At 45.9% G+C, this 26,091-nt stretch carries 29 protein-coding genes; 17 read left to right on the top strand and 12 right to left on the bottom strand.

The window, feature by feature from the left end; all coding sequences use genetic code 11:
- The first annotated feature begins 9 nt into the window (after positions 1–9).
- Positions 10–1,287, top strand: a complete 1,278-nt coding sequence (locus FEN17_RS12890; RefSeq protein WP_138365762.1) for a lipase family protein — start codon at positions 10–12, stop codon at positions 1,285–1,287.
- Between the two features lies 1 nt (position 1,288).
- Positions 1,289–2,587, top strand: coding sequence for an outer membrane protein assembly factor BamB family protein (locus FEN17_RS12885; protein ID WP_171037919.1), 1,299 nt, complete (start codon positions 1,289–1,291; stop codon positions 2,585–2,587).
- Between the two features lie 30 nt (positions 2,588–2,617).
- Here the strand turns inward: FEN17_RS12885 and FEN17_RS12880 are convergent, their stop codons facing one another.
- The 6 genes from FEN17_RS12880 to FEN17_RS12855 form a co-directional block, all read right to left on the bottom strand.
- Positions 2,618–2,962: a phage tail protein gene (locus FEN17_RS12880; protein ID WP_138365760.1), complete on the bottom strand. Its 345-nt coding sequence runs from the start codon at positions 2,960–2,962 to the stop codon at positions 2,618–2,620.
- Positions 2,963–2,991: 29 nt separating this feature from the next.
- A complete protein-coding gene (locus FEN17_RS27840) occupies positions 2,992–3,303 on the bottom strand; it encodes a phage tail protein (RefSeq protein WP_310589760.1) in 312 nt (103 codons plus the stop codon).
- Positions 3,304–3,310: 7 nt separating this feature from the next.
- Entirely contained in the window at positions 3,311–6,871 is a 3,561-nt protein-coding gene (locus FEN17_RS12870; RefSeq protein ID WP_138365759.1) for a choice-of-anchor Q domain-containing protein, read from the bottom strand.
- 115 nt (positions 6,872–6,986) lie between these two features.
- A complete protein-coding gene (locus tag FEN17_RS12865) occupies positions 6,987–7,772 on the bottom strand; it encodes a helix-turn-helix domain-containing protein (RefSeq protein WP_171037918.1) in 786 nt (261 codons plus the stop codon).
- Between the two features lie 30 nt (positions 7,773–7,802).
- Entirely contained in the window at positions 7,803–8,762 is a 960-nt protein-coding gene (locus FEN17_RS12860) for an SDR family oxidoreductase (RefSeq protein ID WP_138365758.1), read from the bottom strand.
- Between the two features lie 89 nt (positions 8,763–8,851).
- A complete protein-coding gene (locus FEN17_RS12855) occupies positions 8,852–9,217 on the bottom strand; it encodes a winged helix-turn-helix transcriptional regulator (protein WP_138365757.1) in 366 nt (121 codons plus the stop codon).
- Positions 9,218–9,325: 108 nt separating this feature from the next.
- Here FEN17_RS12855 and FEN17_RS12850 point away from each other — a divergent pair, with 108 nt between their 5' ends.
- From FEN17_RS12850 to FEN17_RS12840, 3 genes are read left to right on the top strand one after another with little or no spacing between them, the layout of a single operon-like run.
- Positions 9,326–10,090, top strand: coding sequence for an SDR family NAD(P)-dependent oxidoreductase (locus FEN17_RS12850; protein WP_138365756.1), 765 nt, complete (start codon positions 9,326–9,328; stop codon positions 10,088–10,090).
- Positions 10,091–10,144: 54 nt separating this feature from the next.
- Positions 10,145–10,768, top strand: coding sequence for an NADPH-dependent F420 reductase (locus tag FEN17_RS12845; RefSeq protein WP_138365755.1), 624 nt, complete (start codon positions 10,145–10,147; stop codon positions 10,766–10,768).
- A 30-nt stretch (positions 10,769–10,798) separates the two neighbouring features.
- Positions 10,799–11,557 (top strand): SDR family NAD(P)-dependent oxidoreductase, encoded by a 759-nt coding sequence (locus FEN17_RS12840; protein WP_138365754.1) that lies wholly within the window; start codon positions 10,799–10,801, stop codon positions 11,555–11,557.
- 100 nt (positions 11,558–11,657) lie between these two features.
- Here FEN17_RS12840 and FEN17_RS12835 read toward each other — a convergent pair whose 3' ends face one another.
- Both FEN17_RS12835 and FEN17_RS12830 read right to left on the bottom strand, forming a co-directional pair.
- Entirely contained in the window at positions 11,658–12,239 is a 582-nt protein-coding gene (locus tag FEN17_RS12835) for a class I SAM-dependent methyltransferase (RefSeq protein WP_138365753.1), read from the bottom strand.
- 49 nt (positions 12,240–12,288) lie between these two features.
- Entirely contained in the window at positions 12,289–12,825 is a 537-nt protein-coding gene (locus FEN17_RS12830) for a putative antibiotic biosynthesis monooxygenase (RefSeq protein ID WP_138365752.1), read from the bottom strand.
- A gap of 251 nt (positions 12,826–13,076) precedes the next feature.
- Here FEN17_RS12830 and FEN17_RS12825 point away from each other — a divergent pair, with 251 nt between their 5' ends.
- Complete coding sequence (locus FEN17_RS12825) at positions 13,077–13,439, top strand: hypothetical protein (protein WP_138365751.1); 363 nt, start codon at positions 13,077–13,079, stop codon at positions 13,437–13,439.
- A 33-nt stretch (positions 13,440–13,472) separates the two neighbouring features.
- Here the strand turns inward: FEN17_RS12825 and FEN17_RS27495 are convergent, their stop codons facing one another.
- Together FEN17_RS27495 and FEN17_RS12820 are read right to left on the bottom strand one after the other, a co-directional pair.
- Positions 13,473–13,718 (bottom strand): hypothetical protein, encoded by a 246-nt coding sequence (locus FEN17_RS27495; RefSeq protein WP_205748154.1) that lies wholly within the window; start codon positions 13,716–13,718, stop codon positions 13,473–13,475.
- Between the two features lie 113 nt (positions 13,719–13,831).
- Positions 13,832–14,098, bottom strand: a complete 267-nt coding sequence (locus tag FEN17_RS12820) for a hypothetical protein (RefSeq protein WP_205748153.1) — start codon at positions 14,096–14,098, stop codon at positions 13,832–13,834.
- A gap of 470 nt (positions 14,099–14,568) precedes the next feature.
- Between FEN17_RS12820 and FEN17_RS12815 the strand changes: the two genes are divergently transcribed.
- The 6 genes from FEN17_RS12815 to FEN17_RS12795 all read left to right on the top strand — a co-directional run bounded on the left by FEN17_RS12815 (position 14,569) and on the right by FEN17_RS12795 (position 19,609).
- Complete coding sequence (locus FEN17_RS12815) at positions 14,569–14,859, top strand: hypothetical protein (protein WP_138365750.1); 291 nt, start codon at positions 14,569–14,571, stop codon at positions 14,857–14,859.
- 190 nt (positions 14,860–15,049) lie between these two features.
- Positions 15,050–17,398 carry a TonB-dependent receptor gene (locus FEN17_RS12810; protein ID WP_138365749.1) on the top strand — a complete coding sequence of 783 codons (2,349 nt, stop codon included), beginning with the start codon at positions 15,050–15,052 and terminating at the stop codon, positions 17,396–17,398.
- Positions 17,399–17,403: 5 nt separating this feature from the next.
- Positions 17,404–18,576, top strand: a complete 1,173-nt coding sequence (locus FEN17_RS12805) for a PepSY-associated TM helix domain-containing protein (protein ID WP_138365748.1) — start codon at positions 17,404–17,406, stop codon at positions 18,574–18,576.
- Between the two features lie 42 nt (positions 18,577–18,618).
- A complete protein-coding gene (locus tag FEN17_RS27770) occupies positions 18,619–18,846 on the top strand; it encodes an SDR family NAD(P)-dependent oxidoreductase (RefSeq protein WP_205748152.1) in 228 nt (75 codons plus the stop codon).
- A complete protein-coding gene (locus FEN17_RS27765) occupies positions 18,819–19,121 on the top strand; it encodes an SDR family oxidoreductase (protein WP_205748151.1) in 303 nt (100 codons plus the stop codon). The genes FEN17_RS27770 and FEN17_RS27765 overlap by 28 nt, the downstream gene beginning before the upstream one ends.
- Positions 19,122–19,225: 104 nt before the next feature.
- Positions 19,226–19,609, top strand: coding sequence for a winged helix-turn-helix transcriptional regulator (locus tag FEN17_RS12795; RefSeq protein ID WP_138365747.1), 384 nt, complete (start codon positions 19,226–19,228; stop codon positions 19,607–19,609).
- Here FEN17_RS12795 and FEN17_RS12790 read toward each other — a convergent pair.
- The gene (locus tag FEN17_RS12790; RefSeq protein WP_138365746.1) at positions 19,606–19,986 is read right to left on the bottom strand and encodes a DoxX family protein; all 381 of its coding nucleotides are present in this window, start codon (positions 19,984–19,986) and stop codon (positions 19,606–19,608) included. The two genes, FEN17_RS12795 and FEN17_RS12790, sit on opposite strands and share 4 nt — an antisense overlap.
- 299 nt (positions 19,987–20,285) lie before the next feature.
- On the opposite strand from FEN17_RS12790, the gene FEN17_RS12785 reads away from it, so the two are divergent.
- Genes FEN17_RS12785 through FEN17_RS12770 form a run of 4 tightly spaced genes read left to right on the top strand, consistent with a single transcriptional unit; the run spans position 20,286 to position 23,494 of the window.
- The gene (locus FEN17_RS12785; protein ID WP_138365745.1) at positions 20,286–21,218 is read left to right on the top strand and encodes a heme-binding domain-containing protein; all 933 of its coding nucleotides are present in this window, start codon (positions 20,286–20,288) and stop codon (positions 21,216–21,218) included.
- A gap of 11 nt (positions 21,219–21,229) precedes the next feature.
- A complete protein-coding gene (locus FEN17_RS12780) occupies positions 21,230–21,691 on the top strand; it encodes a hypothetical protein (RefSeq protein ID WP_138365744.1) in 462 nt (153 codons plus the stop codon).
- Positions 21,692–21,729: 38 nt separating this feature from the next.
- Complete coding sequence (locus FEN17_RS12775; RefSeq protein ID WP_138365743.1) at positions 21,730–22,752, top strand: sensor histidine kinase; 1,023 nt, start codon at positions 21,730–21,732, stop codon at positions 22,750–22,752.
- Positions 22,733–23,494 (top strand): LytR/AlgR family response regulator transcription factor, encoded by a 762-nt coding sequence (locus FEN17_RS12770; protein ID WP_138365742.1) that lies wholly within the window; start codon positions 22,733–22,735, stop codon positions 23,492–23,494. Before FEN17_RS12775 ends, FEN17_RS12770 begins: the two co-directional genes overlap by 20 nt.
- Positions 23,495–23,566: 72 nt before the next feature.
- Here FEN17_RS12770 and FEN17_RS12765 read toward each other — a convergent pair whose 3' ends face one another.
- Positions 23,567–24,670 carry a hypothetical protein gene (locus tag FEN17_RS12765; protein WP_138365741.1) on the bottom strand — a complete coding sequence of 368 codons (1,104 nt, stop codon included), beginning with the start codon at positions 24,668–24,670 and terminating at the stop codon, positions 23,567–23,569.
- A 178-nt stretch (positions 24,671–24,848) separates the two neighbouring features.
- Here FEN17_RS12765 and FEN17_RS12760 point away from each other — a divergent pair, with 178 nt between their 5' ends.
- Positions 24,849–25,916 (top strand): PDDEXK nuclease domain-containing protein, encoded by a 1,068-nt coding sequence (locus FEN17_RS12760; protein ID WP_138365740.1) that lies wholly within the window; start codon positions 24,849–24,851, stop codon positions 25,914–25,916.
- Positions 25,917–26,091 lie beyond the last annotated feature (175 nt).

Here is a 26,091-nt window from a genome sequence, read left to right as displayed (position 1 = left end):
CTTTCTATCATGAAAACGCAATCTCTACTATTTGTAAAATACATTTTATCCTCCTGTCTTATTGCAAGCACTTCACTCGTCTGCTTTTCACAAAGCCGCGGTGTAGATTGGATTCACGGACTTGGCGGAAACAGTTCTTCACTTCAGGAAGTAGCAACATTTTATCAAAGTAACAGACCTATTTTACTCCCTTCCCGAAACAGCTATCCTACTGGCGACGGAATAAGCTCCATGGCCACAATGGTACAAACATATACTGGAGGCGCGAATCGCATTGGTATAGGCCATAGTATGGGAGGTGCTGCTATAAGACATGTAACCCTAGGAAACAATATCCACTGGAGTGGAGTTGTAACCATGGCCTCCCCTTTGAGAGGTGCTCAGATAGCAGCTTCTGGTTACAACGGAACAAATGCAGCTTTCATTAATAACGGCATTAACCGCATGATGGCCGGCCCCGGTGTTGGAGCAGGCTCTGCACCTCCATTATATGCCGGCCTTGGCCTCAAATTAGACCCTGTCTCAGGTCTGCTTGGAGAAATCTTTTCACAATCTATTGCAGGCAAAGTCAACGATATTTTAATGAGCAGTTTTGGCCTTACTGGACAAACGGCAACAGACCTTAGTCCAGGAAGTGCATATCAGAATAGCAAAGTTGGCCTTTCAGCCTCAGTGCCCAAAATATTAATTTGGGGTAACGAGTCCTATCCTATCCTTTGGCGGACTGTGGGAACATACGCCAAAGACAATTCAGCTGATGATGACGGTGTAAACAAGGCCTCGCAAATCGCGAATCAGTACAATCTTATTGCGAATGGGGAAGAAGCGGCGAGTTGGGTAAATCTACCACTACACGGCTTTCATCAAATGCGAAAAAATAAGTGGCAAGAAGGAAAAAATTGGATTAACACTGACTCTAATACTGGCTGGCGGCAAGTGATCGGCGCTACTTGGGTTGAAACTGTTAATGGCACATACTGGGAAAACACCTGTTCGGAAGAATATTATTACACCTACTGCGATACTCAACCCGACCCTGCCCAATGTCGCTCTTATTGCATACTCACTTACCCTACGGCTTACAACATTTATCACGATATACCGAGTGATGGAGTTGTGACTCAGGAATCCGCCACGAATCAAGGAGGAGCATGGCAGGGGTTTTCGCAACAAGCCTTCGGCAATATTAATCACGGTGAGTTTAAACGTATTAATAGGATACAGGACACAATGAATTGGGTATTTGATGGTGGAAACAACTCATCGGTATTTAGAATTCATAATTGAAATGAAACTCTCTATAACGTTCGTATTAATGTTATCAGGGTTGCTCGCATGCAACCCTGATAACATTACCACTCAAACTGACAAGGACGGCGTAGTAACACAACAGCCTTTTTTATGGAAATCCAGTATTTCAGATGGAACGCTGGCCTATGGCTTATATCATGGCTACGTTATCGATGGCAAAGGAGTACTTAGTATCGCTATCCAAAAATCAGCTGATCCAAAAGTTTATGGAGACTTTTATCTTCAGTTGAAGGATGTAAATACAGGCGAAAATATCTGGATCTGGGATGATTTTTACAAAAAGCAAATAGAAAGGACATTTCATGGAAGCATCGTTGTAAACGAGGGGAAATTGCTCTTACATGATCGATATTCAGACTATTGTATAAACTATCAAACTGGAAAAACTGTCTGGAAAAGTCAGAGAGGGTTTTTTTCCTCTGACGGACCGACGAATATCGGTAATAACTATTTTATTTCCGGAATTCCACCAACCTCTAAAGACCATAAAAAAATTGATGATAGTATGTTTATGGGGGATTTGAATTCCGAGAAAATAACAGAAGTTATAAAACCTTCATATAGTGACGAATTCACTGCCTACAATGGCGAAGAAACATATATTGGCAGTATTTACCGTCACAAAGCGTTCCTTGTCGGCACCGAGACAATGCTGCTAATTCCATATGACGAAATTGGCCCCCAAGTGAAATACAACAATACGCGAAGTTTCTTCGGACTTTATAATTACTCTAAAAATACATGGGTTTATAAACGGGCTCCCTTGAGCATCGAAGAAGATGGAAGCAGCCCTAGTCTCATGCCTATTATTGATCATGATAAAGTGTTTTTGACTTCATTTAATTCGGTGGGCTGTTTTGACCTTCTTAGTGGAAAGCGCATTTGGCAATATAGAATGACCTCGGCTCAAATGATGGGATTGGATATTATTAAAGCTGGAAATAAGCTCATCATTAATGGAACGGATGGAACTATTTACTGTATGGATGCCGGCAATGGTGCTATGCTATGGTCCAAAGCATCCACTGCAACTAATAGTGATCTCTATCATCAAGACGGAATTTTATACTGTATCAGGGGCGATAATTTGAGAGCATATGATCTACAGAACGGAAAGCTTCTTTGGGATATGCCTTCTCTAGATGCAAGGGTAGAAAACAATCGGGGCTCCATATTTAATGGTTTTGTAACAGGGATACCTGCTCAAAATGGTAGAAAGGGACGCATTTTTGTTAGCACAGAATTGAACGTATATTGTTTTGAGGCAGTTAATTGATACTATGATAAGTCCGTTATGGCAGATACCCTACCCCACCGGCAATCTCCCCTTCAACGCAATGCAAAAACAAGTCGATCCATACATTTGCTGGCCGGAAGTTGGCTGAATGTTTTTTTCCAGACCGAGCGGGCGCGATGCTGAATTAACCAAGGCGAGATTTAACGAATGCAACTCAATTGGCACGGGCTTGCAGCCCACCAGGTTGGGGAGTGCGAAGGTAGCTTGTCCGTCGCCGCCGAAGGTATTGCCCAGGAGTTTGAATAATGCCGGATGCTCTGCGATGCGCATTTTTCGGCCGTCGCAACGGGCCCAGCCTTCTGGTGCGATGCGGGCGGGAATGACTCTGATTTCGGCTAGAAAAGGCTCTTCCATTTTGGGGATCGGGTTAGCTTGAAAGACGATTAATGCTGGCTTTTCGGGGAGTAAATTCCGTATAGTGATATAATGTAATTGACGTATAAATAGGGTTCATCATCGCTGAAAGGCCTTTCTCCGTTTCCGGGGCCTTCGTCCTGATGGATGGGAAGGCGACCTCTAAGATCCGGAAGCGCGAATGTTGCCTGACCGTCGCCGCCGTAAGTTGTTCCCAGCAGGTTGAAGAGAAAATGGTTTTCGGCGATCGGAAGCAGCGACCCGTCGCAGAACGTCCAGCCGTCGGGAGCGATCTTCCCGGCAAACATTTTGATCTCGCCCACATAAGGATAGTCTATCACAAGTCCCCTATTCTTTGACCACTTTCAACACCGCATTACCCTCCGTTTTCAAGAAAAACAAGCCGCCCGTCAAACCGGAGATATCCACTTTTTGAACTCCGGATGATTTTTTAATTACCCTTAAAACCTTCCCTCCGGAATCGATCAACTCAACTGATCCTGCATTGCTTTTCTTCCAGTCGAGCCAGAGCTCATTTCTGGCTGGGACCGGATAAGCGACCAGTCCGGCATTGTGCAGTAGTTTCAGGGAAATTAATTTGCTATACCCTGTTTTGCCGTCGAATTCTAGGATTTTCAATCGATAATATGCCTGGTCGCCGGTGTGCGTGAGCGAATCGGTGTAGGTATATGCGGTACTTGTCAGGATGTTGGCACTTACTTCTCCGATCTTGGAGAACGTTTTGCCGTTTTCGCTATACTCGATCTCATACATCTGAATGTTTTCCTGCTCGGCGACTTTCCAGTCGAGCTTCACTTTTTGATCATCTGTTTGCTTTCCCTCGAAACTGATCAGTCGCACAGGCAACGGATTCTGGGCAGCAGTCCCTCCGAAAAAGCCGCTGAACCCTTCCACGGAGAATGTTACTTCCCAGCGGTTCAACGCCGCATTAAATCTGATATCCGAGTCATCTGCGTCGATCACGGTACGGGAATCTGTATACGACGAAGGGCTTCCACTGCCATCGGAGCTTTCTCCGTGAAACTGGTAAATCCGGAGGTTGGCCTTTCTCCCGTCTTCACCCTCGACTTGGCCGGTTGGTAGATAGTCGGAAGGACTCAACTTTGCATTCAATGCGTCAAATTCTGCCTGGGTGAAATACAGTACCACCCGCCCCGAGGAAGATTCCGGGTTCTCGGCAGGCGTTATATCAAAATGCCTTTGAAGATATGCCGCGCCGGCGTACGAATTCACCTGCGCATCTACCCACACCTTGGCCGTAACGTCGCCACTTATATTGGTGCCCGGTATCAATGTCAGAAGGTCTGCATCGCAAACAGTACCTGCTACGGTAAAAGTATGCGCCACCTTAGGACCGTCATCACTGAATGTGAATGAACTGGTTTTTGCATTTCCAGCCAGCGCAAAAGCATTGGGCGGCCTTACACCCTGAAATTCGAATGCACCGATATCGACCTGTTTATTAAATATCCTATTGTTTCCTGCCAAATCAGTATTTGATACCACATCTGCGGCAACCCCGTTTAAATCGCCCGCATCAATAGCCCTGCTGCATTGATCCAGTGAAAAGTCGCCCGCTTCCGTGTCGACAAATTGCGGGTCTATATCCAGGTTTCCGCCCTGATCTTCATCACTTCCGAGCTGCCAGTTTGCACTTCCTCCACTTCCGCCGACGATACTATTGGAAAAACTAGCAGTGGCGTTGGAAAAAAAATTGAGCTGGTCCGGGCCACCTTCGCCGCGCCGGACGTTTTGTGTGATAATGCTGTTGTAAATCGCCGCAAGTCTTCCGTCGATAGACAAAACGGCGACACCAACCATCCCCGATTCCGATATTTCAGATATATTCTGAGCGACTGTTGTATTAAGTATCCCAATTCCGGCGATATTTCTGCCATCGAGGATGGCACTGCCAAATCCCTTGTCATAATTGTGGTAGATGGCCGAATTGAAGATTCCCGAACTCGCCTCAAACCCCATGAACCCTCCACCCACATGTCCCAGATTGTTTCTGATGATCAGTCTGTCAAAAATGGCTATTTGTCGTGTCTGATAAACGAATATGCCTGACCCGTAGGCGGCAGGAGTTTTGGTTTCAAGGATAAAAAGCCTGTCGTCCACATTTGAAGACGTATTATTTGCTCCTTCGATCGTGAACCCGTCCATGACACGATCCGTGTTCAGGTACATTCCGTAAACAAGGTGGTGGGCGTTTTCGCTGAATGCATTAGGAATACCATTGTTCGAGACGTCAGTAAAATTGAATTCATCATCCTGATTGAAGTCACCACTCAAAACACTTGCATTCTCTTTCAGCCGGAGATTGCGTTCTGCCAGCGACGATTCAGTCCCTTTAAATCCCCCGTATAATTGAATGTCACCTGTGAGAAGGAAGCTATTTAAAGGACTTTTCGGATCGGCATTTGAAAAATCGTCCAGGCGATAAAGTGGATGATAAATGCCACCTGCAACCCAAATTTGTCTGACATTCAGAAGATGGGAGGCAAGAACCGCATCGGCTACTTCGGCTGCTGCGTTGTTCCAGTCATGTCCATTTTTCGAGCCAGAGCCGCCTTTTTTGACAAACAATATTCCATTCTCATTTGGCGTGAGTGTGGTTGATAAAATGCCGTATACACTTTCCAGCGCGCCGATGTCGACGGTATTTTTTATAATGCGCGGGGTTCCGCGAGGATCGGTTGTAATGCCTGATAAATCGGGATTCTGGCCGGATTGGAAATACAGATTATTGCCTTTGTTGACGGCAGGGCTGCCCGGTTTTAACCCTAAAAGACCATTACCCTCGTCAAACAAAGCAGGATTTACATCCAAATTACCGCCCAGATTGTTTCCAAAAGCTGCATTCCATGAACCGCTCCCGCCACTTCCCGGCACAATGCTGTTGGCAAAAGAAGGCACTGTTCCATCCAGCACTTCTACCGCAGCGCCCGTGCCGAGATTAGCGCTGATAATCGTGTTGCGGATTTTCGGAGCTGCGCCTGCAAGTACCAGCGCGGCACTGGTCTGTCCGGTATTCGCCGAGATCGTATTGTTGGTTAAAATAGCAGAAGAATTCAGGGTATAAACCGCACCTTTTCCATCCACGCTATTCGCATTGACAATCGCGTTGGTTAAAACAAAATCGGATTCGGAAGCATAAATCCCGCTGCCATCCAGCGCATAATTGCTGGTGATATGTAAATTGCTCAGCGATGGCGCCGAATTGAAAAGAACGATCCCACCTCCGACATTCTGCGGAATATCGCGCCCGTTAACAGAAACTGCCGACCCGTTGTTTGCATTTCCTCCCCGGATAACAAATCCGTCCAGGCTCGCGCCAAATACATCGCCAGCAGAGGTTACTACGTGAAAGACAACCCCGTTTCCGTCCAGCACGGAGGCAGGTGGCCCGTTAACATCCTCAGCCTCCACACTATTACCTGCGGAAATGTTGAGCTTACGTTCGGCAAGCGTTTGTTCAGTGCCTTTGAATCCGCCATAGATTTTGATATCAGGCAGTAACAGAAACGTGCTGTTGCTCGAACCTTCTCCGGTTTGTTCTATATAGTCGCCATCATAGCGGGGATAGTAGGTTCCATTGGCAACCCATATCTGCTCCACACCCGGATTTTCATGGGCATATTTGAGGGCTTCCGCCAGTTCCCAATACGCATTTTCCCAGCTGCTGCCATCATTTGCTCCGGGCGCCCCACTTTTTACAAACACAATCGGAAGAACTGCCGACGAGGTTGATTTCAAATGGCCCGCAGGCTTTTGTTCCTGAACACGTCCGACGGCAAATGCTTCGCTGATTAGCAGTTGAATGAATAGCAATGTGCAGAAAATCAGGAAAGAAGCGCCGCCGCCGGAAGTGTATAGTTTCTTCATTTGTCTGGGACCTAATGACATTGAGTAATGTGCCCGACAAAAGAAAAGAATGCTACTACACTGCGCAATGACAAGTTCCTACTATACGTAGTGAAATTTTGGGGAGATACGGAAATTAAACAGCCAATTGTGAAGGTGCTTTTCCAAACTGTTTTTTAAAAACATAGGAAAAATGGGACAGGTCTTCGAAGCCTACTTCGAGATAAACATCGCTCGGCCGCTGGTGGTACTGTGTAATTTGAAAATACGCTTCATCTAAGCGTTTCTTTTTCAGCCAGTTTCCAGGTGTCATGCCAAAAGTTTTTTGAAAATCACGCTTGAAAGAGGATTCGCTGCGACCCGTCAGAAAAGCAAACCGCTCCATGCTGACATTGAACCGAAAATTCCGGTTCATGAATGCTTCCAGGTCAATTTTGTCCGGCATCCCGAAGTTGAAGAAGATATTGGCGAGGCCGGGCTGTGATTTGAGTAAGATCAGCAATAATTCCTCGCGTTTCAAATCGGCGAAGGTTTCATCCAGTTCAAGATTACCGAGATAGTAGGGCTCCAAAGATTGAATGTAATGCTTCAAAAAGTGGTTTTCTTCAATAAATAAAAATGAATCCGTGTAGTCCGATGGTTCGGAAACACAAGAATGCCGCTCCGCAAACCGTCTTAAAAATGCTTCATCGAGGGTAATGATGATTTTTTCAAACTGGTCATCTTCCTTGAACTTGGTGTAGTGGATCAGTTGATTTTTCCGGGCGATAAAATAGTCGCCCGGATGCACGGAATAGCGTTTGTTACCATCGTAAGCCTTCATCGAACCCTTCAAGAGGAACATAAAATAATGTTCCGGAATGAAGTATTCCGGGGAAATTTCCGGACCAAGGTAGCAGGAGTGTATTTTGTTGATTTCCACTTTTCGATAACAAATGTTACGCAAATTTAATCACCTCGGCCGGCTGTCCACGCTCGCCAATATCGCTTCTTCCCTGCTGCGCGGATGCCAGTTCAGCGTTTTAACTGCTTTTTTGTTCGACATGCTCGTATATGCTTCTGCGGCTGTCGGTTGCAGGTCGGCAATCAAAGATGCGCTTTCCGGACGTTCTTTTTTAATCAGCTCAGCCACATCATAAAAACTCACGGCTCCTTCCGATGTAGCCAGAAAACGCTGTCCGGCGGCTTCCGGCATGAGCATGGCCTTGATATGAATGTCCGCCACGTCGCGTACATCCACCACGCCAAATGTAAAAGCAGGACTCTCTTTAATGTTACCGTCTAAGATCGCCTTGATAACCCCCTCAAAGGAAGCAGGATAAATGCCGCCGATGATCGGGCCAAAAATCCCGACCGGATTGATAACCGCCAGCTCCATCCCTTCGCCCTCATTTTTGACAAATTCCCAGGCGGCTTCTTCTGCAATGGTTTTGGATTTGATGTAGGCAGGGATCGCAGCGTCTTTATCCGTCCAGTCGTTTTCATCAAAAATATGCCCTTTCCGATCTGAACCATAGCCGATTGCCGCGAAGGAGGAAGTAAGTACCACCCGTTTGACGCCTGCATTTCTTGCCGCCTTTAAAACCCTGAGGGAACCGTCACGGGCTGGAATGATCAGATCATTCTCATCTTCCGGCTCGCCCAGCGGGAAAGGTGACGCTACATGCAGCACATAATCGCAGTTTTCAACGGCCGCGTCCCAACCATTATCGCTCGTCAGATCTGCTTCAAAGAATGACAATTTTGACAAATCCGTCAGCCCTGCTTCATTCAATGCGTCAACGATACTTTGTGTTTTGGACAATGTCCTAAGTGTTGTTTTAACGGTATATCCTTGCTGCAAAAGTTGCAAAATCGTGTGGATGCCCACAAATCCGGTCCCGCCGGTCACCAATACTGTTTGATTGCTCATTGCTCTTTTTATTAAGTTCTGATGCAAATATCAGTGATTTCGGAAGCGGTGACTTTGCTGTGGAGGCCAAGTTTGCTTTGTTGTGGCGGTCAGTCCTGCTCTGCATATTTATAGTCACTCTGCCTGGGCATGGTAGCTACTTCATACTTTATATTCCACGCTTTAATGTGCTCCAAAATTGGCAAAAAGGCCAGGCCCTTTTCTGATAACCGATATTCAACCCTCGGCGGCAATTCCTTGTAAGCCAATCTTTCCAATAAGCCGTCTTCTTCCAATTCTTTCAACTGCTCGGTCAGCACTTTCCTTGAAATGTGCGGGACGATGGCGTCAAGCTGACCAAAACGCATGGTACGGGTTCCCATTACATTGATAATCATCGGCTTCCATTTATTACCAATCGTGCCGATGGCTCTCGTAAACGGACAATTTGAATTACAGAATCTTTCGTCTTTCATCGCTCTGAAAATTTGTAGTTACCCATTGGTAACCAGAATAAACTATAATAGTTTCAAAAGTAAACTATTGATGGTTCCTTTGCAATACAAATTTAAATAAAATTGAAAATGAGCAAGTTAGAGAATAAAGTAGCGGTAATTACAGGCGGCAATAGCGGTATCGGGTTTGGTATTGCCAAGGAGTTTTTAAATGAAGGTGCAGTAGGAACAATCGTCGGCAGATCGCAGGAAACGCTGGATCGTTCTATGGCGCAACTGGGTGGTAATTTTATTGGTATCAATGCCGATGTGACCAGGCTTGCCGATCTGGAAAGGGTCTTTAAAGAAACATCCGAGAAGTTTGGTAAAATAGATGTGATCGTGGTCAATGCAGGTGGTGCGGTAACCGGAGCTGCATTCGGTTCTGTGGCCGATACTACCGAAGCCGACTATGACCGGACGATGGACCTGAACCTGAAAAGCGTCTATTTCACGGTTAACAAAGCACTGCCGTATATGAATGACGGCGGCTCGATCATCCTTATCGGGTCCAATGCAGCGCACCGGGCCTATACTTCATTTTCCTTATATGGCGCGGCCAAAGCGGCTGTGATCCATTTCGCGAAAGGCTTTTCAAATGACCTTTTGCACAGAAAAATCAGGGCGAATGTCATCTCACCGGGCACCACGGATACACCCGTATTCGACCGGTTCGTGCCCGCAGAACAACTGGAAGCTGTCAAAAAATACTGGGCGGATGTGATGCCGATCGGCCGGATCGGGCAACCTTCCGACATTGGGAAAACCGCCGTTTTCCTGGCCTCCGACGACTCTTCGTTTATGCTCGGCGCCGAATTGCTTGTGGATGGCGGGCTGAGCTATTTATCCAAATAATTAATCACACCGACGCAGGATCCACAAAAACTGCGTCACTAAACAATCTCAAAAATGAATCCATCAAAAAATAACTCAGCGAGTTACGCCATCATCGGTTTCGGAAAGATCGGCCAGGCTTTGGCCAAGGCATTTGCCCGCAAAGGCATCGAAGTATCCATCGCCACAACGCGCGACCCGGCAAGTTTTGCCTCCGATGCGGCCGCAATCGGCCCTACCATCATTCCCGCAACCCTTGCGGAAGCCGTCAATGCGGATGTGATCTTTTTGGCGGTGCGTTTCGAATCGCACCCGGAAGTTGCAAAAGCACTACCCGACTGGCAGGAAAAAATCATCATCGATGTGACCAATGCATACGGAATATCTCCTGAAAAACTCGGAGGACAACCTTCCGCAGTGGTCGTCGCCCAGGCCTTCACCGGTGCCAGACTTGTGAAAGGTTTCAATCATTTGGGCGCTGCGATTCTTGGCCAGGATCCTTCCGTGCATGGCGGAAACAGAGTCGTGTATCTGGCGAGCGACGATGATAGCGCGGCAGCAGAAGTAGGCGCGCTGGCGGAAAAACTTGGTTTTGCACCCGTCGATCTCGGCGGACTTTCGGAAGGCGGATTACTTGTGCAGGCGAAAGGTGATAGCTGGGGTCAATTGATTTTCAAGGACCTGGTAAAGTTTAATTAAGCGATCATTCACATTCATAGAATACACAAAATGAATAAGTTAGAAAACAAAGTAGCGGTCGTTACCGGTGCTTCCAAAGGAATAGGTGCCGCTATCGCAAAACGCTTTGCCGCAGAAGGCGCCAGGGTGGTTGTCAATTACGCATCGAGCAAAGAAGGCGCGGAACGCGTGGTAACGGAAATTACCAATAACGGAGGCCAAGCCATTGCAGTACAGGGCGATATATCCAAAGAAGCCGACGTAATCCGGCTGTTTGAAGAAGCGAAGAATGCTTTCGGTACGCTGGATATCCTGGTGAACAATGCGGTATTTCAGCAATTTCTACCAGTTGAGCACGCCACGGCAGAAGCTTTTCATCAGCATTTCAATGTCAATGTGCTGGGGCCTGTCCTCACAATCCAGGCGGCTTTAAAATTGTTTGGCGAAAAAGGCGGTAACATCATCAACATCAGTTCGGGCGCCAGCAAATCACCGATGGCGGGTGTCTCGCTGTACTCCGCCACAAAGGCCGCATTGGACGCCATCACGGTTTCTTTATCCAAAGAGCTGGGCGCCAAAAACGTCCGCATTAACTCCATCTTACCAGGCGCCACCGAAACAGAAGGCGCCACCAGCGCGGGCGTCACCCCCGGCAGCGAGTACGAAAAAATGTTCGTCGCCAACACGCCACTGGGTCGGAGAGGCCAGCCCGAAGACATTGCGAAGGCAGCGGTGTTTCTGGCATCTGAGGATGCTGCGTGGATTACCGGGGAGTCTATTTCGGTTTCCGGGGGAATGTTTGGGTTTTAGAAGTTTGGGGTAGGTTTTGGTATGAAAGGTGAAAGTTATTTTCAGCTTTATTGTCAATCAGAAATAAAAACTGCGGCGGGCTGTCGCAGTTTTTGTTTCCTCAACTCAAAACCGCATGATAATAATAATTCCCTCCCTCATCTTCGAATTCCTCGATCATTGAGAACCCATATCCAATTAGTAAGGCTCTATACTTTTCTGCTCCGAGGGACAGCGATTGCTTTAATGTAAGAACGTCTTCCCAGGTTACCTTTTGAGCTGGTGCAGTAAACAAAAATTTCCCGCCGCGATTCAGCGCATGAGCGGCTTTTTGTAAGACAATTTCCTGCTCTTTCTCGGTCAGCAAAAACACCAATCCCCACGCCACAATCGCATCGAATTTCCGGTTAAAAAATGGGGAGTCCTCCACGGCTTCGCAGGCGACCGGGTTGTCGGGGAAGTTCTGCCGGAAGATTTGAACCATCGAAGGTGACGCATCGAGCCCGAAAACAGTCAAACCCTCTTCCACCAATACCTTGGAAACAGGCACGCCGGTACCGCAACCTATATCGAGCACCGTGGCATTCGGAGGTAGCGTCTTCGCCCAGCGCCGGATCGACGATACTCCAATTCCATTCGCATCCTGCGAGCGACTTTTACTGAAAATTAGTGCGTTCTCCTCATAGCCATTTGATTTATCCATCTGCATTGAGATTGAATGTTGTCTTGCCTTACATTGCTATCATTACTTTTTATTTGCTGCTTTTCAGGCTTCCCGAAAGCCAGGGCTTCAAAACCTTGATAACCTGCGGCATCACAACCCAGGTAAGCAGCCCCACCATACAACTGGCTATAATCAAGGTCCGGAACGCAGGATGAAGTTGCTGAATGAATGGACCGATAACATAAGTCAGAAACAGGCTGGTCGGGTATACGCCGCAAAGTGTGGCCACTGCCATTTTCCACCTCGGGGGAGGAACCGGTGAGCGAAACCACGCTTCTAGCCCGGTAAGCTCCCGATAGACCGGCTCTTCCGTCAATGTCGACGCATAGGCTTCCCAATCTTTAAAAAACTTTGAATTATAAAAAGCATCGCGCTCGGCCTGGTTGGCGAAAGTCCGTAATATGCCAATTTCGCGGCTCTCGCTACCCGGCAAAGCAGTCATCATGGCGGCACCATGCACCCCGCCATGCCAAAAAGAATCGCCCAAAAACTGCCGCAACGCTTCTTTGAACTCTTCCTCTTTTCCAAGAAGTACTTTACGGGTAATCGCTACGTGAATGGGCATAGGAGTGTTATTGCATTTTTGTTGGAGTAGCCGTAAATATACTAAATGCGGGGTTTTGCCGCCTGCGATCCGAGAACAAGTGGGTAGGCTTTGTTTTGTTCCAGGATGTTTAAAATATCCGGGTTGTTTGGACGGATGAAATTACTTTAACAGTTTGGCGGCTGAACTATCACACCTATTCAAGTTCTCCATCAATTTATGTCAAACCTCAACGATACTAAACAATTATCAACATCATAGACTATTTTTCCATGCGATCGTCCATAAAAATACTTTTCCTTGTCTGCCTTTCCTGCCTGAGCTTGTTAGCATGCAAAGAAAACAAAGAGCCACAACGAGCTCAATGTGGTTGCGATAGCGACGCAGAGGCAGTGATCAATACGATATCCGGAAAAATAGAAGTTGACACTTCTAAACAGCCTGCGGTTTACAGATTGCAAGGTTACTATGCAACTGGATTAACGGTTTGCAATGACTCAACTTTTCAAACGCTTTTAGCTCAACATAAAATTGCAAATGGTGATAGCGTTGTATTCAGCGGAGAAGCAAAAAATACCTGTGCGGATTGTGAATTCTGCGGCCTGATTTCGGTTAAGACCTTAACAAAAAAATGATTATTGGCTGGAAGCTATTAGCGCAGTGGCCTGCTAACCTCTCTCTGGAACCGGGTTTTTATCCAAAAACCTAGCCATATCTTCTGCCTGTTCTAAGAACAAATCAGGCATTACGAAGGACTTAGAGACGGATACATGACTTGCTACTTTGGCATTCGTATACCCAGAAGCAAACGCAGGCTCTTGTCTTGGGCTATCCTTTTTTATTGTTTGAGTCGCCATAGTGTCTTTTTTAGAAACCATTTTCCTGACGTCAGGAAAATGGTTTTGTAAAATCAATTTCTAAGTCAAATAGTAGTATAAGCGAAAGGTCTGCAATGTAATTCTCTCACCACTGGCGAGAGTTGATCCGTGTGGTTGAAAGCTTTATTTTTTACTCCTTTTCGTACCTCTCAATACTTTCTTTTCCTCACTATCAAGCTCCGCTGAACTTTCTTAACATCGTCAGCCGGAGGTAGTTCTTCGGGTTTAATACCTCTCTCAATTAGCATTTCCCCCACTGCCAGGTTATTATCTATATGCTCTTTTTCGATTGGCGGTATACCTTTGAGATCTCTGGTTTGAACATTAATGCTTGTCATCTCAGCCGCTAGATCTTTCGCTTTCAAGCTGATAGTTGGAAGAAAATCGGCGACCGGACGGTTTTCAGGGATATTCATTTTTCGTTTCAATAGCTGGGTCGAGTGGCGGAAAAGTGCCTGGTCACCTTTCGATCTCCGAGGCCGCATTTTCAAATCCCTTGAAAAGTAATGTAATGTCTTCTGTCTTCATAGCATGTTTTATAGTGATTCAGTTGGTATATAGTTAATGCATATTGACCATTTTCCTGACGTCAGGAAAATGGTTCTGACCTAAACTTTCAAGTTTGTGATGGTCCCTATTTACTCGCTCCATTTACCGAACGGCAGCTTTTTACCGTTTATTCATTCCCCCACCTCCCATCCAAAATTTCCCCTATATTTGCCTCGCAAACTTTAATAAATTTTTCATGAAACTATTTTCTAATGTCAGACCAAAATGGTCCTGGAGAGGCATACGGGTGCAAGTCCCGAGACCTGACCGATGTAGTTTCATTCGTTAAAGTTTGCGGTGACCTCTCCTTATTTCTCACTCTTTTTTTCATGGTCAAATGCAAACTTTAACGAATGAAGAAGGAATCGGCTCGAATGCAAACCCAGTCAACGCAACGTCCGATGCACGTCACGCATCAAATGTCGGCGACCCGTTGACGCAATCGCAAGCAGAATTTTGGTACCTGATCGAATGTCAGGGCTGCAAGGAGCTGGCACAATCGCTCAAAACAATCCACGATCTGGCGCTTTATTACTCGGATATCCCGTTTGATCAGCGTGAAAAATCAGCATTGTTCGACTTGAAGGTACTTTGGGAAGGCCTCGAAAAAATGGGGGCGAAAGCTTAGAAATTGAGGACTGTCGGCGACAGTCCTTTTTTATTGTAGCACGTGAACGCTCCGCAGGATGCTGTATATCCAAATCCCGTCACACCTCTCAGAGATGAGCAGCGCGTCCAGGTCGCCAGAGACAAAGCGCAATATTATTTTTAATTAGTATAAATAATTTTACTTTTGCAGAAAATTAAACGTTTGCTTGATGAAAGTAAAATTACACTCCCTACTATTCTTTATCGCTTCCATTTTTTCCGTCCACCTCGCTTACGCCCAATCTGATTCCGGGGTAATACGGGGGATTGTTTTGGATAATCATAAACAGCCTGTCCCGTTTGCTTCCGTCATGGTGAAAGGGACTAATATTGGCACCACCGCAAATGGTGACGGAAGTTACCGGCTTGGCAATTTGCCCAAAGGAAATGTTTCGATCAGAGCCTCTTTTATTGGATATACAATTCAGGATAAGGACATTACACTTGAAGCTGGCTCGGAACAAAACCTCGACTTTGAACTCAAAGAAAGTTCTTCCCAGCTCGATGAAGTGATTGTTTCCGCAGGACGCAGGGTGGAGTCGTTGGCAGAAACGCCGTCATCTGTAACGGTTGTTAATGCGAAGGAAATTGGTGCACTCTCAACCATAAGCCCCAACATTGCCAACATTCTGGCGTTTTCGGTTCCGGGTTTGGGCGCTTCTACCAATCAAACCGGCAACTCGGGACAAACCTTGCGCGGTCGTAACCTGCTGGTGCTGATTGATGGCATACCGCAATCCACGCCGCTCAGGGCCGGCGGGCGGGATATCCGCTCGATTGATCCTTCGGTGATCGAGCGGGTGGAGGTGATCAAAGGTGCCACGGCGATTTACGGAAACGGTGCCGACGGCGGACTGATGAACTACATCACGAAAATTCCAAAGACGGACCGGAAAATCGGTGGATACAGTCAGTTGAGCCTTACAGGCAATACCCGTGGAGATAGCACGCTGGGTTTCCGTGCGTCGCAGCAGCTTTACGGACGGGTGGCTAAGTTCGATTACGTCGTAAGCGGAATGTATGAAAAAACCGGCGTATATAGAGATCCGAAAGGGCTGGTGATATCTCCTGATTACGGATTGGGCGAAACCAAGATATACAATGCATTCGCCAAGGTGGGTTACAATTTCACTGGTTCCCAGCGCATTGAGGCGATGTATAATTATTACAGCTCCAACCAGCATTCTGCTTACGTGGCCAAAGCCGGTGTTTACAGAGAATCTCCCGCGATCGGCGTGTGGGGAACCCGGAAAGGAATTGACGAAGGGACCCGCTACAACCACAATGCCAATATTCAGTATACCAATAAAAATATCGTGGGCCGGACTTCTCTGACTGCCAATGTGTATTTGCAGGATTTCTGGACGGTTTATTCCAATTCAGAATCATTTTTTGGCAGCGGACAATCCGCCATTATTTCTACTAAAAAAGGTTTCAGGCTTAATCTAAACACACCCTTTACTGTTTCGTCCAAACTGTCGGGAGACGTCACTTATGGTGTGGATATATTGAATGATAAGACGGAGCAGAACCTGGTGGACGGCCGCTCTTGGGTGCCGCGCATCAATATGAATAACCTGGCGCCCTATGCCCAGCTTACGACGCAATGGTTTGATTACCTGAACCTTAAAACAGGCCTGCGTGCTGAAAATATCAAAATGGACATTGCCGATTACGCCACGCTGGCCACGGGTCCCGATGGTGCAGGAAGCATTAATGTGACAGGCGGAAAGCTGGATTACAATGCTTTTGTGTTCAATGCAGGACTTCGTTATTCCAAATTCAAGCGGTTTAATCCATTCGTCAGCTATTCACAATCATTCTCGATTTTTGATCTGGGCCGGATATTAAGGGCTGCAAACGAGAATACGGTGGCTGGTCTGCAAACCGAGCCGATCATCGTAAACAATTACGAAGTCGGTTTCAGCAGTGCACTGGGACCATTGAATGTGTCGGCTGCCTATTATTACAGCACATCAAAACTGGGTTCCAATTTACTGCTCGTGGATGGTAAATACGTGGCGGAACGGTTGCCTGAGCGGGTTTGGGGTTACGAATTTCAGGTGGATTATCAGGTCACCAACAACTTCGTTTTGGGAGGTAACTATGCTTTCGTGGAAGGCAAAGGGGATAAGGACGGCGACGGTAATTTCAATGGTCCAACCGATAAATATCTGAACTCAAACCGTATTACACCGGCGAAAATCGCGGCTTACGCCAGGTACAACAAAGCCCGTTTCAATGCAGACCTGAACTGGCTGTATGTGGGCAAGCGCGACCGGTTTGCACCTAACGAAAAAGGTGTTTATCCGATCGGGGAAGGTCCTATCGAATCTTATAATACATTCAATTTGTCTTTGGGGTACAAAATCACGGAAAACCTGAAAGCTGATTTAGGTATTGAAAACTTGCTTAATACAATTTACTACCCGGCTATTGCCCAGTTTTACGGCACGGCCATTGATTACCGGAGAGGGAACGGGCGCAGATTTAACCTTACCGTAGGATACCGGTTTTAGCAAATATGAAATTCAAAAAAGTGGTCAGCTTTTTACACCTCTGGCTCGGACTTGTGTCCGGGCTTTTTGTGTTTTTGATTGCTGTCAGCGGCTGCCTCTACGTTTTTGTCGACGAGCTAAAACCCATCGTTTACCGCGAGCGTCTTTTTGTTACCCCGGAAAATAAGGAAAAGCTCCCTTTGACCCAACTGCTGAGCATTGCCCAAAATACAATCGGAAAGGACAAAATCATCACGCGGATCGAAATGGCCAATGCGCCGGACCGGTCAGTAACGTTCCGGTCGCAAAAGAATAACACCGATGGATTGACGCACTGGGACTATTTCGAATACTATTACCGGGTATACATTAATCCTTATTCGGGGAAAGTAATTTACGTGGAAGACTCAAAAAATGAGTTTTTTCAGCTCGTACTGGCATTGCACATGCGAATGCTATTTGGAGAAAAAGTAGGGCATTACGTGGTCGGATATTCGGTGCTGATCTTTGTCATTATGTTGATTTCAGGCTTTATTCTCTGGTTTCCCAAAAAGTGGACAGCCAAAAGCATTAAGAACCATTTCACTGTTAAATGGCGTGCAAAATGGAAAAGACTCAACTATGACCTGCACCAGATCCTAGGACTCTATGCATTTCTTATTCTGTTACTAACCTCCCTGACGGGTCTGGTCTGGGCATTTGACTGGATGCAGGATTCAGTACGTTTCGTCGCAAATGGCGGCAAAAATATAGAAAAGCCCGCCCTGCTGGTTTCAGACACATTGCAGCCGAAGGCCGTTTCCGGATTGGATCAGGCATTCAAAACCACCGCCACTCGCTACCCGGATGCGTATGCGTACCAGGTACTATTGCCCGCCAAAGCCACTTCCACAATCAATACATTGGTCTACAAAAAAGACTGGAACCGCTTCGACCGCCAGCTGATCGTATTTGACCAATATTCCGGAAAAATGCTTTCCAACACCTCCTTTCAAAACCTGAATAACGGCGACAAAGCCTACCAACTCAATTTCGACTTGCACACGGGCGCATACATGGGTCTGTTCGGTAAAATCCTCTCCTTCTTTGCAGCCCTGGCCTGCTCTACATTACCCGTCACCGGTTTTTACATTTGGTGGGGTAAAAGGAGAAAAAAGTCAACTGTCCGAAGCGGGAAGGTTGGTGCTGGGCTTGTTTAATATGTGGGAGGTTGGAAATAGCAAGGTGCAGAAGTGATCATTATGGGCCGACGTGAAAATGTAATTCAGGATGCAGCAGCAGAACTAGGCGTGACTGGGTTTGTGAGCGATCAGAGTAAAGTTGCAGATATCGAAGCGCTGGCAAAACAAGTAAGCGAGCAGTTTGGGAAACTGGACATCTTGTTCATCAACGCAGGCGTGCTGGGCGGTGCGGGAATTGAAACCGCAACAGAAAGTGATTCATGTATACTTCCAGCAAAGCGGCGTTAAATGCGGTCATGAAAATTGCGGCGATTGAACTGGCACCGCGGAAGATCCGGGTGAACGCGATCAGTCCCGGCCCGACGCAGACTGAGATTTTGAATAAAATGGGTTTGGATCCAGCAGCCCGCCTGGCATTGGACGGCGGGATGATCGAGCGCATTCCGCTGAAAAAAGTCGGAAGTGCCGATGATGTGGCTAAAATGGTGACCTACTTTTCAGGAGAAGCTTCGAGCTTTATTACCGGGGCGGAAATCGTCATGGACGGCGGGATGAGTCTTTGACCATTTGGGTTACTTAGCGCAGCATTTGAAGCAAGCGCAGGTGCAAATCACTGTGCTTTTTTGCACGTTCAGGGCATCGATTGACATTGAAGGATAGCAGCATCATGAATGAAGAACAGATCAGAAAAGCGGGTGAAATCCTGTCCGATCCGAGGAACCAGAAGCAGGAAGTCCAGGCATTGCAGGATACCATGTATGTCATCGGCGGCAAATGGAGACTATTGATTATCAACTCAATCTGTAATGGAAACAGGCGCTGTCGTGATATTCAAAGAAGCATTCCCGGCATAACAACACGAATGCTGTCCCGGGAATTAAAGGATATGGAAGCCAATCAGCTGATAAAACGCACAGTGACCCCCGACTCGCCTGTTTTGGTAGAATATACAGAAACAGATTACTGCATGTCATTTGGCGGGATCATTTTGGAAATGATCAGCTGGGGAAAACAGCACCGGGAAAAGGTAATGAAAGATCAGGGTAATTAAATCCTGCTGTAAGTAGCAGGATACAACTTTCTGAACATGACATAAGTGACGGTCACCATCATAAAGGCAATGACTGCGTCAATGGTGGCGGGTAAGCCAAGGACAGCTACTTTGGAGAAGAAGGCGAAGATAATGTCGAAGAATATGCCTGCAAAAACCCATTCTTTTAATCTCAGCAGTCGGTTTGGAGTGAGCAGTACAGCCACACCGGAAAGTTTGGCTACGCCCAAAATATAAATGAAATGAGGAGGATAGCCGAGTTGCCGGGTGATTTCCCACACCAGCGGATTTTTGGTCAGTTCAAAAAAGCCGCTTGCACCAAACCATAATGAAGTCAATGCTGCGCCAGTCCAATAGATAATTTTTGAAGTTTTCATAATCGTTTTGTTTTAAGTTCTGAGGCAAAATTGTGGCGTTTAAAGGCGCAGCGATAGCAGAATTGCCTCGAAGTGGACGATTAAGGGGGCGAGTTGGACAAGTGGTTTTAATGTTGAATGACTGAATGAGTGCCGCGGTGGAGCCGAATGAGTGAATGGTTTTTGTCTTTTCGCTGTCTAACTCACCTGTATTAATGTCTGACTCGCGGTAAGCTTTGTCGGACCCAGGGCTTTTGTGGTTCATAGATAATGTGATTACATAGACATTTGGGCTTTGGTAATCAGACATTTATATAGAAATGAAAAAGCCCGGTTTAACATTTTACAAAAGTGCAGCGGTGGTGCTGACATTGATCTTTGTGGGACTGCAAATCAGCTCACCTGACATTGAGAATCCGCCGGTGACGAGCGAAATATCGGTTCCTGCGGAGGTGAAGCAGATATTGGAGCGGGCTTGTTATGATTGCCATTCCAATGAGGTGAAGGTTGAATGGTTTGATAAGATTGCCCCGGCGTCTTTCCTCGTGGCACATGATGTGAAGGAGGGACGGTCGCGGTTTAATTTTTCGGAATGGGACAAGAATCCTCCGAGTGTGCAGGAGTTGCTGCTCTGGGAAATGGTGAATGCGATTGAGCAGGAGAAAATGCCTTTGAAACTTTACCAGGTGGCGCATACCGGTGGCAAGGTGTCTGCGTCAGAGCTGGCAGTTTTGAAACAATATGTGAACAAGCTTCCCGGAAGACATAAGATCGATACAGCTCGGATTGTAGCTAAAAATGCTTCACACCAACAAATTGCACCCTCTAAGACGCCAGTTGCCTTAAATGGCATTCCCTATTCTGCGGATTATAAAAACTGGAAGATCATCAGCATTACCGATAAATTCGACGGCGGAAGCATGCGGGTTGTATATGGAAATGACATGATGGTAAAAGCCATCAAGGATCACCAGCTTCCTTTTCCCGACGGTGCGAGGGTGGTAAAGGTCGTCTGGGGGAAGCAGGCAGAGGATAAGGATGGTAATGTACTGCCCGGCAACTTCCAAAACGCGCAATTCATGATTAAGGACAGTAAAAAATACAGCAAAACCGAAGGCTGGGGATTCGCCAGATTCGATGGACTTGATCTCAAACCCGCAGGCAAAACGGTTCTGTTTGAGCAAACTTGCACCAACTGTCACCGGATGTTCGCTCCTCAGAGTGACTTTGTTTTCAACATTCCAACCAAATAAATTTATCAAAAATGAAATTCAGCATTTCAATATACATCAGCGCGCTCGCACTTTTACTGCTATCCTGCGACGACCGCAACACTGCTACGCTCGCCCCGGATTACCTGTATGATGCTGGAAACCAGGCAGTGATCAAATCCATCATTAACAATAAAAAGGGCACCATTTCAATGCTATATGGAAATGATCTTGCGCTGCAAACTGCCCATGATTCTTTATTAAAACCAAACGACGGCGCACATTATACCATGGTAACCTGGAAACAGAAACCCATGCCGCACTGGTATGGCACCAATATGAATGGCGAGATTTACTCCATAGAGCATTTGAAAGTGGTCCAAAGAAATGACACGCAACTTGCTTTTGACTATGAGTTCCAGGCTGGGAAAGGTTATCAGCCCGGCGACGACCAACCAGAAAAAGAACAAAGGATTAAATTGATCACTTCCCAGCGGGCGGCCGTTTTCCCTTAATATTGCTTGCTTGGAATCGCAACATTGCCCGATTTGATATGGCTACAAAAGCGCCTTTAAAAGTCTCAAACAAAATCATCTGGACCAGTTCCATCGTGATCGGTTTGCTTTCTTCTGTGCCGCAGTTGGCTTCACACAAATTTGTGCCTTTGGAGGCGGCTGTGAATGCGGGCATTACAGCTGCATTTGCGGTGATTATGTGGTATTTCAATATTTACATGGTTTCGCAAAAAAGCAATCGGTCGCAGGGGCAGAAAATATCCTATGCCAAATTGCTCAACTCCCTGGCATTTGGTCTTGTCCTGATGTTTGGCCTGGCTTACATTCAGCAGCTTATCCTTTCGCACATTGATTTCGGCCCTGCCATGCTGATGGTAGAGGTGCGCGGGATTTTGATCAACCTTGTGTTTTATATGTTCCTGAATATGCTGCAACAGAATTATGAAAACCAGCATGTGAGTATGGAACTGGAACGGTTTCGGAACGATAATCTGAGTGCGCAATATGACCTTTTGAAACAACAGGTGAACCCGCATTTTCTGTTTAATAGCCTTAATACCCTCAAAGCAATGGTCGAAACCGGCGACCAGCAGTCGGTTGATTTTATATTAAAGCTCGCTAACTTTTATCGCTATACGTTGGAAAGCCGCAAGCTGGATCTGATTCCTTTGAAAGTAGAAATGGATATTCTGAATGCGTATCTTTTTTTGCAAAAAGCCAGGTTTGAAGATGGATTTGTTTTCCAAAATAAGCTTGATGATGCCGTTTCAGATACATTAATCCCTCCATTTACCTTGCAATTATTGGTTGAAAACTGTCTCAAACACAACATTGTGTCCCTCAACCGGCCTTTGCAGATCCGGATTTTCATGGAAGGAGAAAGCATTGTTGTTGAAAATCAGGTCCAGCCCAAAAAGAACCAGGAGGATTCTCTGGGTGTGGGCTTGAAAAACATTGAGCTCAAATACAGTCATTTATTACACAAACAGGTGGAGGTAATCAACGGCCAAGACCTTTTTCAGGTTAGACTTCCTATCATTTATGAACATCGCAATCATTGAGGACGAGCTGAAAACAGCCAGATCTCTTGAAAACATCATCCTGCAATTGCGTCCGGCAGCCAAAATCGCCGGTCCCTATCAGAGCGTCGAAGAATCGGTTGAAGCACTTTCGTCGGGATCGCAGCCAGACCTGATTTTTATGGACATTCAGCTGGCGGACGGGCTAAGTTTTGAGATTTTCAAATCGGTGGAGATTGATTGTCCGGTCATTTTCTGTACCGCTTTTGACGAATATTCCCTGGAAGCTTTCAAGCGGAATGGCGTGGATTACGTGCTGAAACCATTCTCGAAAGATGACATTGCGGGCGCACTCGGCAAAGTCGACGACCTGAAAAATTTTTTCCAGCAAAAGGCAATTCCCGACCTGACCGAATTACTGAGCAGGATGGCACCCCAGGCCGATAAAACCAGTTTTTTAGTATTTAAACACCAAAAATACACAACGGTCCAAACCGCACAGATCGCCTTTTTCTACATTAGAAATGAGACTTCGATGATTATGTGTTTCGATGGACAGGAGTTTTCACTGAGCCAATCCCTCGATCAGATCGCGGCGTCGGTGAGTCAGAAGCAATTTTTCCGGATGAACCGGCAGTATCTGGTCAACTTTTCAGCGATCAAGGAAATCGAACATTATTTCATGCGAAAACTGTACGTCAAGCTGGTTATAGAAACGCCTGATCAATTGCTGATTAATAAAGAAAAAGCGCCGTCGTTTCTGGCCTGGATGGAGAATCGTTAACATTCTGAATTTTCAAGACCTTCATGTCCGATTGAAGGTTATGGCGGACGTTTGAGTTTTGTATAGAGCTTCCTAGCTAAAAGATTTGCTTGCTTTCCGGTTACGTTTCTTCACAATCTTAATAATCTCCCACGTACTTCCTCCAATAAACAACAAACCAACGCCCCCGATAAGCAGGTAGAGACCCGTATAATGCTTGACTTGCCCGGATGTAGGTAGAAATGCCCGGCCAGTAGCCTGGTCAAAATAAACTGCGATGGTGTCAACACCTGATAGCTTTCGGAAGTACTTTCTGCCCATATCAAAATGATAAGTCTTTCCCAGATATTCCCCGTATACTTTATCCGGATATTTTACTGTTCCCGCCCCCCTTTCTCTGTATGTGATTTTCATACAAACAACCGGTGAATGCGTCGACATGTCATCCTGCCATTTCGCATCCTTGTACATCATGTAAGTCATTGCGACGAAGAAAATGCCTAAAAGAAATGCGATGAAATAGGTTACCCAGCCATGCCGATTGTCACTAACCAGGACTTCATGCTCAGGATTTTTGACGTTTAAAGTATTCCGTATCAAAGGAACATGCCGTACAAATTCTTCGACAGGTATGCCTTTGAAATATTCTTGTATTACCCCCAGACCTTCCGTTCTAAAAGAAAGCAGAAAGCTGTCGCCGTTTTTAAGGTGAAATTGAGTGAACCCCAGCAGCAACTTGCCATTGTTATGATAGATACTGATTTTGTGAATGTCGCCTTCTTTTATGCGTAAAGTTCTGCCAGGAAGCTGTATGTCCAGTTCATGTTCATCCGGAAAAGTTGTAATCACTACACCACGAGCATAAGGCCAATGATTCAGGTCAACAACTAAAATGACCGCCGCGATGCAAAGAAATACGAATGAGATGACGAACAGAATCGTTCGGCCAATCAGTGGATCAGGCCCCGAGAAGGTTGAAAAGAGAGCAGCGTTTATAATAATAATACCTATGAAAGCACACATTAACGCAAATAGGCAATCGATCCTTAGGAAAATCGACTGGAACGTTGTGTAGTAAATTCGTTGCACTTTCAGAGGGGAATTCGTGCCGATGGTATCACGGGTGTATCGCAGCATTCGCCACAATAGCCATCCCATGGGAAGAAAAACGACCAGAAACACCAGCAACGTGCCCATTTGCGTATATGTTTAATAATAAACAAGCTTCAATTCAAGCCGTAATGTAATAAAACAAAGGTTACATATTATGCTTAGGGTTTCGGCCGGGAGATGGCGAAGATGGCGGTTGGGGGGAGGTTTTTGTATTGTAACTGGTAAAAAAGCTAAATTTGGCTGGATCGCGAACGGAATCTTAATGAGCAAAGAAATAGAGAAATACCAATCATTGTTAGGCGATATAAAAACCGCCATACAGCAAGCTCGGTTACGTGCCGTACTTGCCGTAAACACCGAATTGATATTGTTGTATTGGCAAACGGGTAAGATGATAGCCGAACGCCAAAAGCAGGAAGGCTGGTCGGCAAAGGTAATTCCTCGCTTGGCAATAGATTTGCGGAACGAGTTTACGAACCTCAAAGGTTTTTCGGAGCGCAACCTGGGCTATATGTTACGCTTCGCACAAGAATATCCCGAAAGTTTAATTTTGCAACAGCCCGTTGCAAAATTGGAATCCATTAAAACTGAGTCGAGTGTAATTTTGCAGCAACTTGTTGCAAAATTGCCTTGGGGCCACAATATTTTACTCATGGAGAAGGTAAAAGACAAAAGCGCCCGCCTGTATTACGCACAGCAAACCATAGAAAAAAGTTGGTCAAGAGATTTATTGCTTAATGCTATCAAAATGGATCGTTATGGCCATTCAATAGCTCAATCGAAAACGCACAATTTTAGCAGTACTTTACCCGAAATAAGGGCCGATTATGCCAATGAAGTATTTAAAAGCTCTTATAACCTAGGTTTTCTGGGTATTACGGAACCCGTAAAAGAGCTGGAATTGGAAAATAGGCTTATAGCCAAAATCAGGGCTTTCGTATTAGAGTTAGGGAAAGGGTTTTCATTTATAGGCAATCAATACCGGCTTGAATACAATGGCAAGGAATATTTCGTAGACATGCTTTTCTTCCACAGAGGCCTGCGTTCACTGGTGGCGATTGAATTGAAAATTGGCAGTTTCAAAGCGGAATATGTAGGTAAAATGAATCTCTACCTCTCCTTACTCGACCTTCTGGAAAAAAGCGAGAGCGAAAATCCTTCGATCGGCATTATTCTTTGTGCCGATAAAGATCATTTAGATGTTGAGATTGCTTTGCAGGACATTAATAAACCGATTGGTGTGGCTGAGTACCAGCTTTTGCTGCCGCAGGCGGAGTTGCAGATGTTGGTGTTGAGTGAGTTGAATGCGGAATACGAAAACAAACAATGATATTTAGGTTGTGCTGTCATTTCTACAAATTTTTCTTTTTTCCGATTCTAAATTTATTGCCGCAAATAGTAGGCCTTATGTATGTCAAATGATAGTATAGATCTAGGTACCTGCATTTATAACCTAATGCTTGCCTGTAGCATACAAAGCATATACTACATGTTAATCTAAATAA

Source organism: Dyadobacter luticola (assembly GCF_005860805.1).
Taxonomy (GTDB): Bacteria; Bacteroidota; Bacteroidia; order Cytophagales; family Spirosomataceae; genus Dyadobacter; species Dyadobacter luticola.
This window is presented reverse-complemented; position numbering and strand designations above follow the sequence as displayed.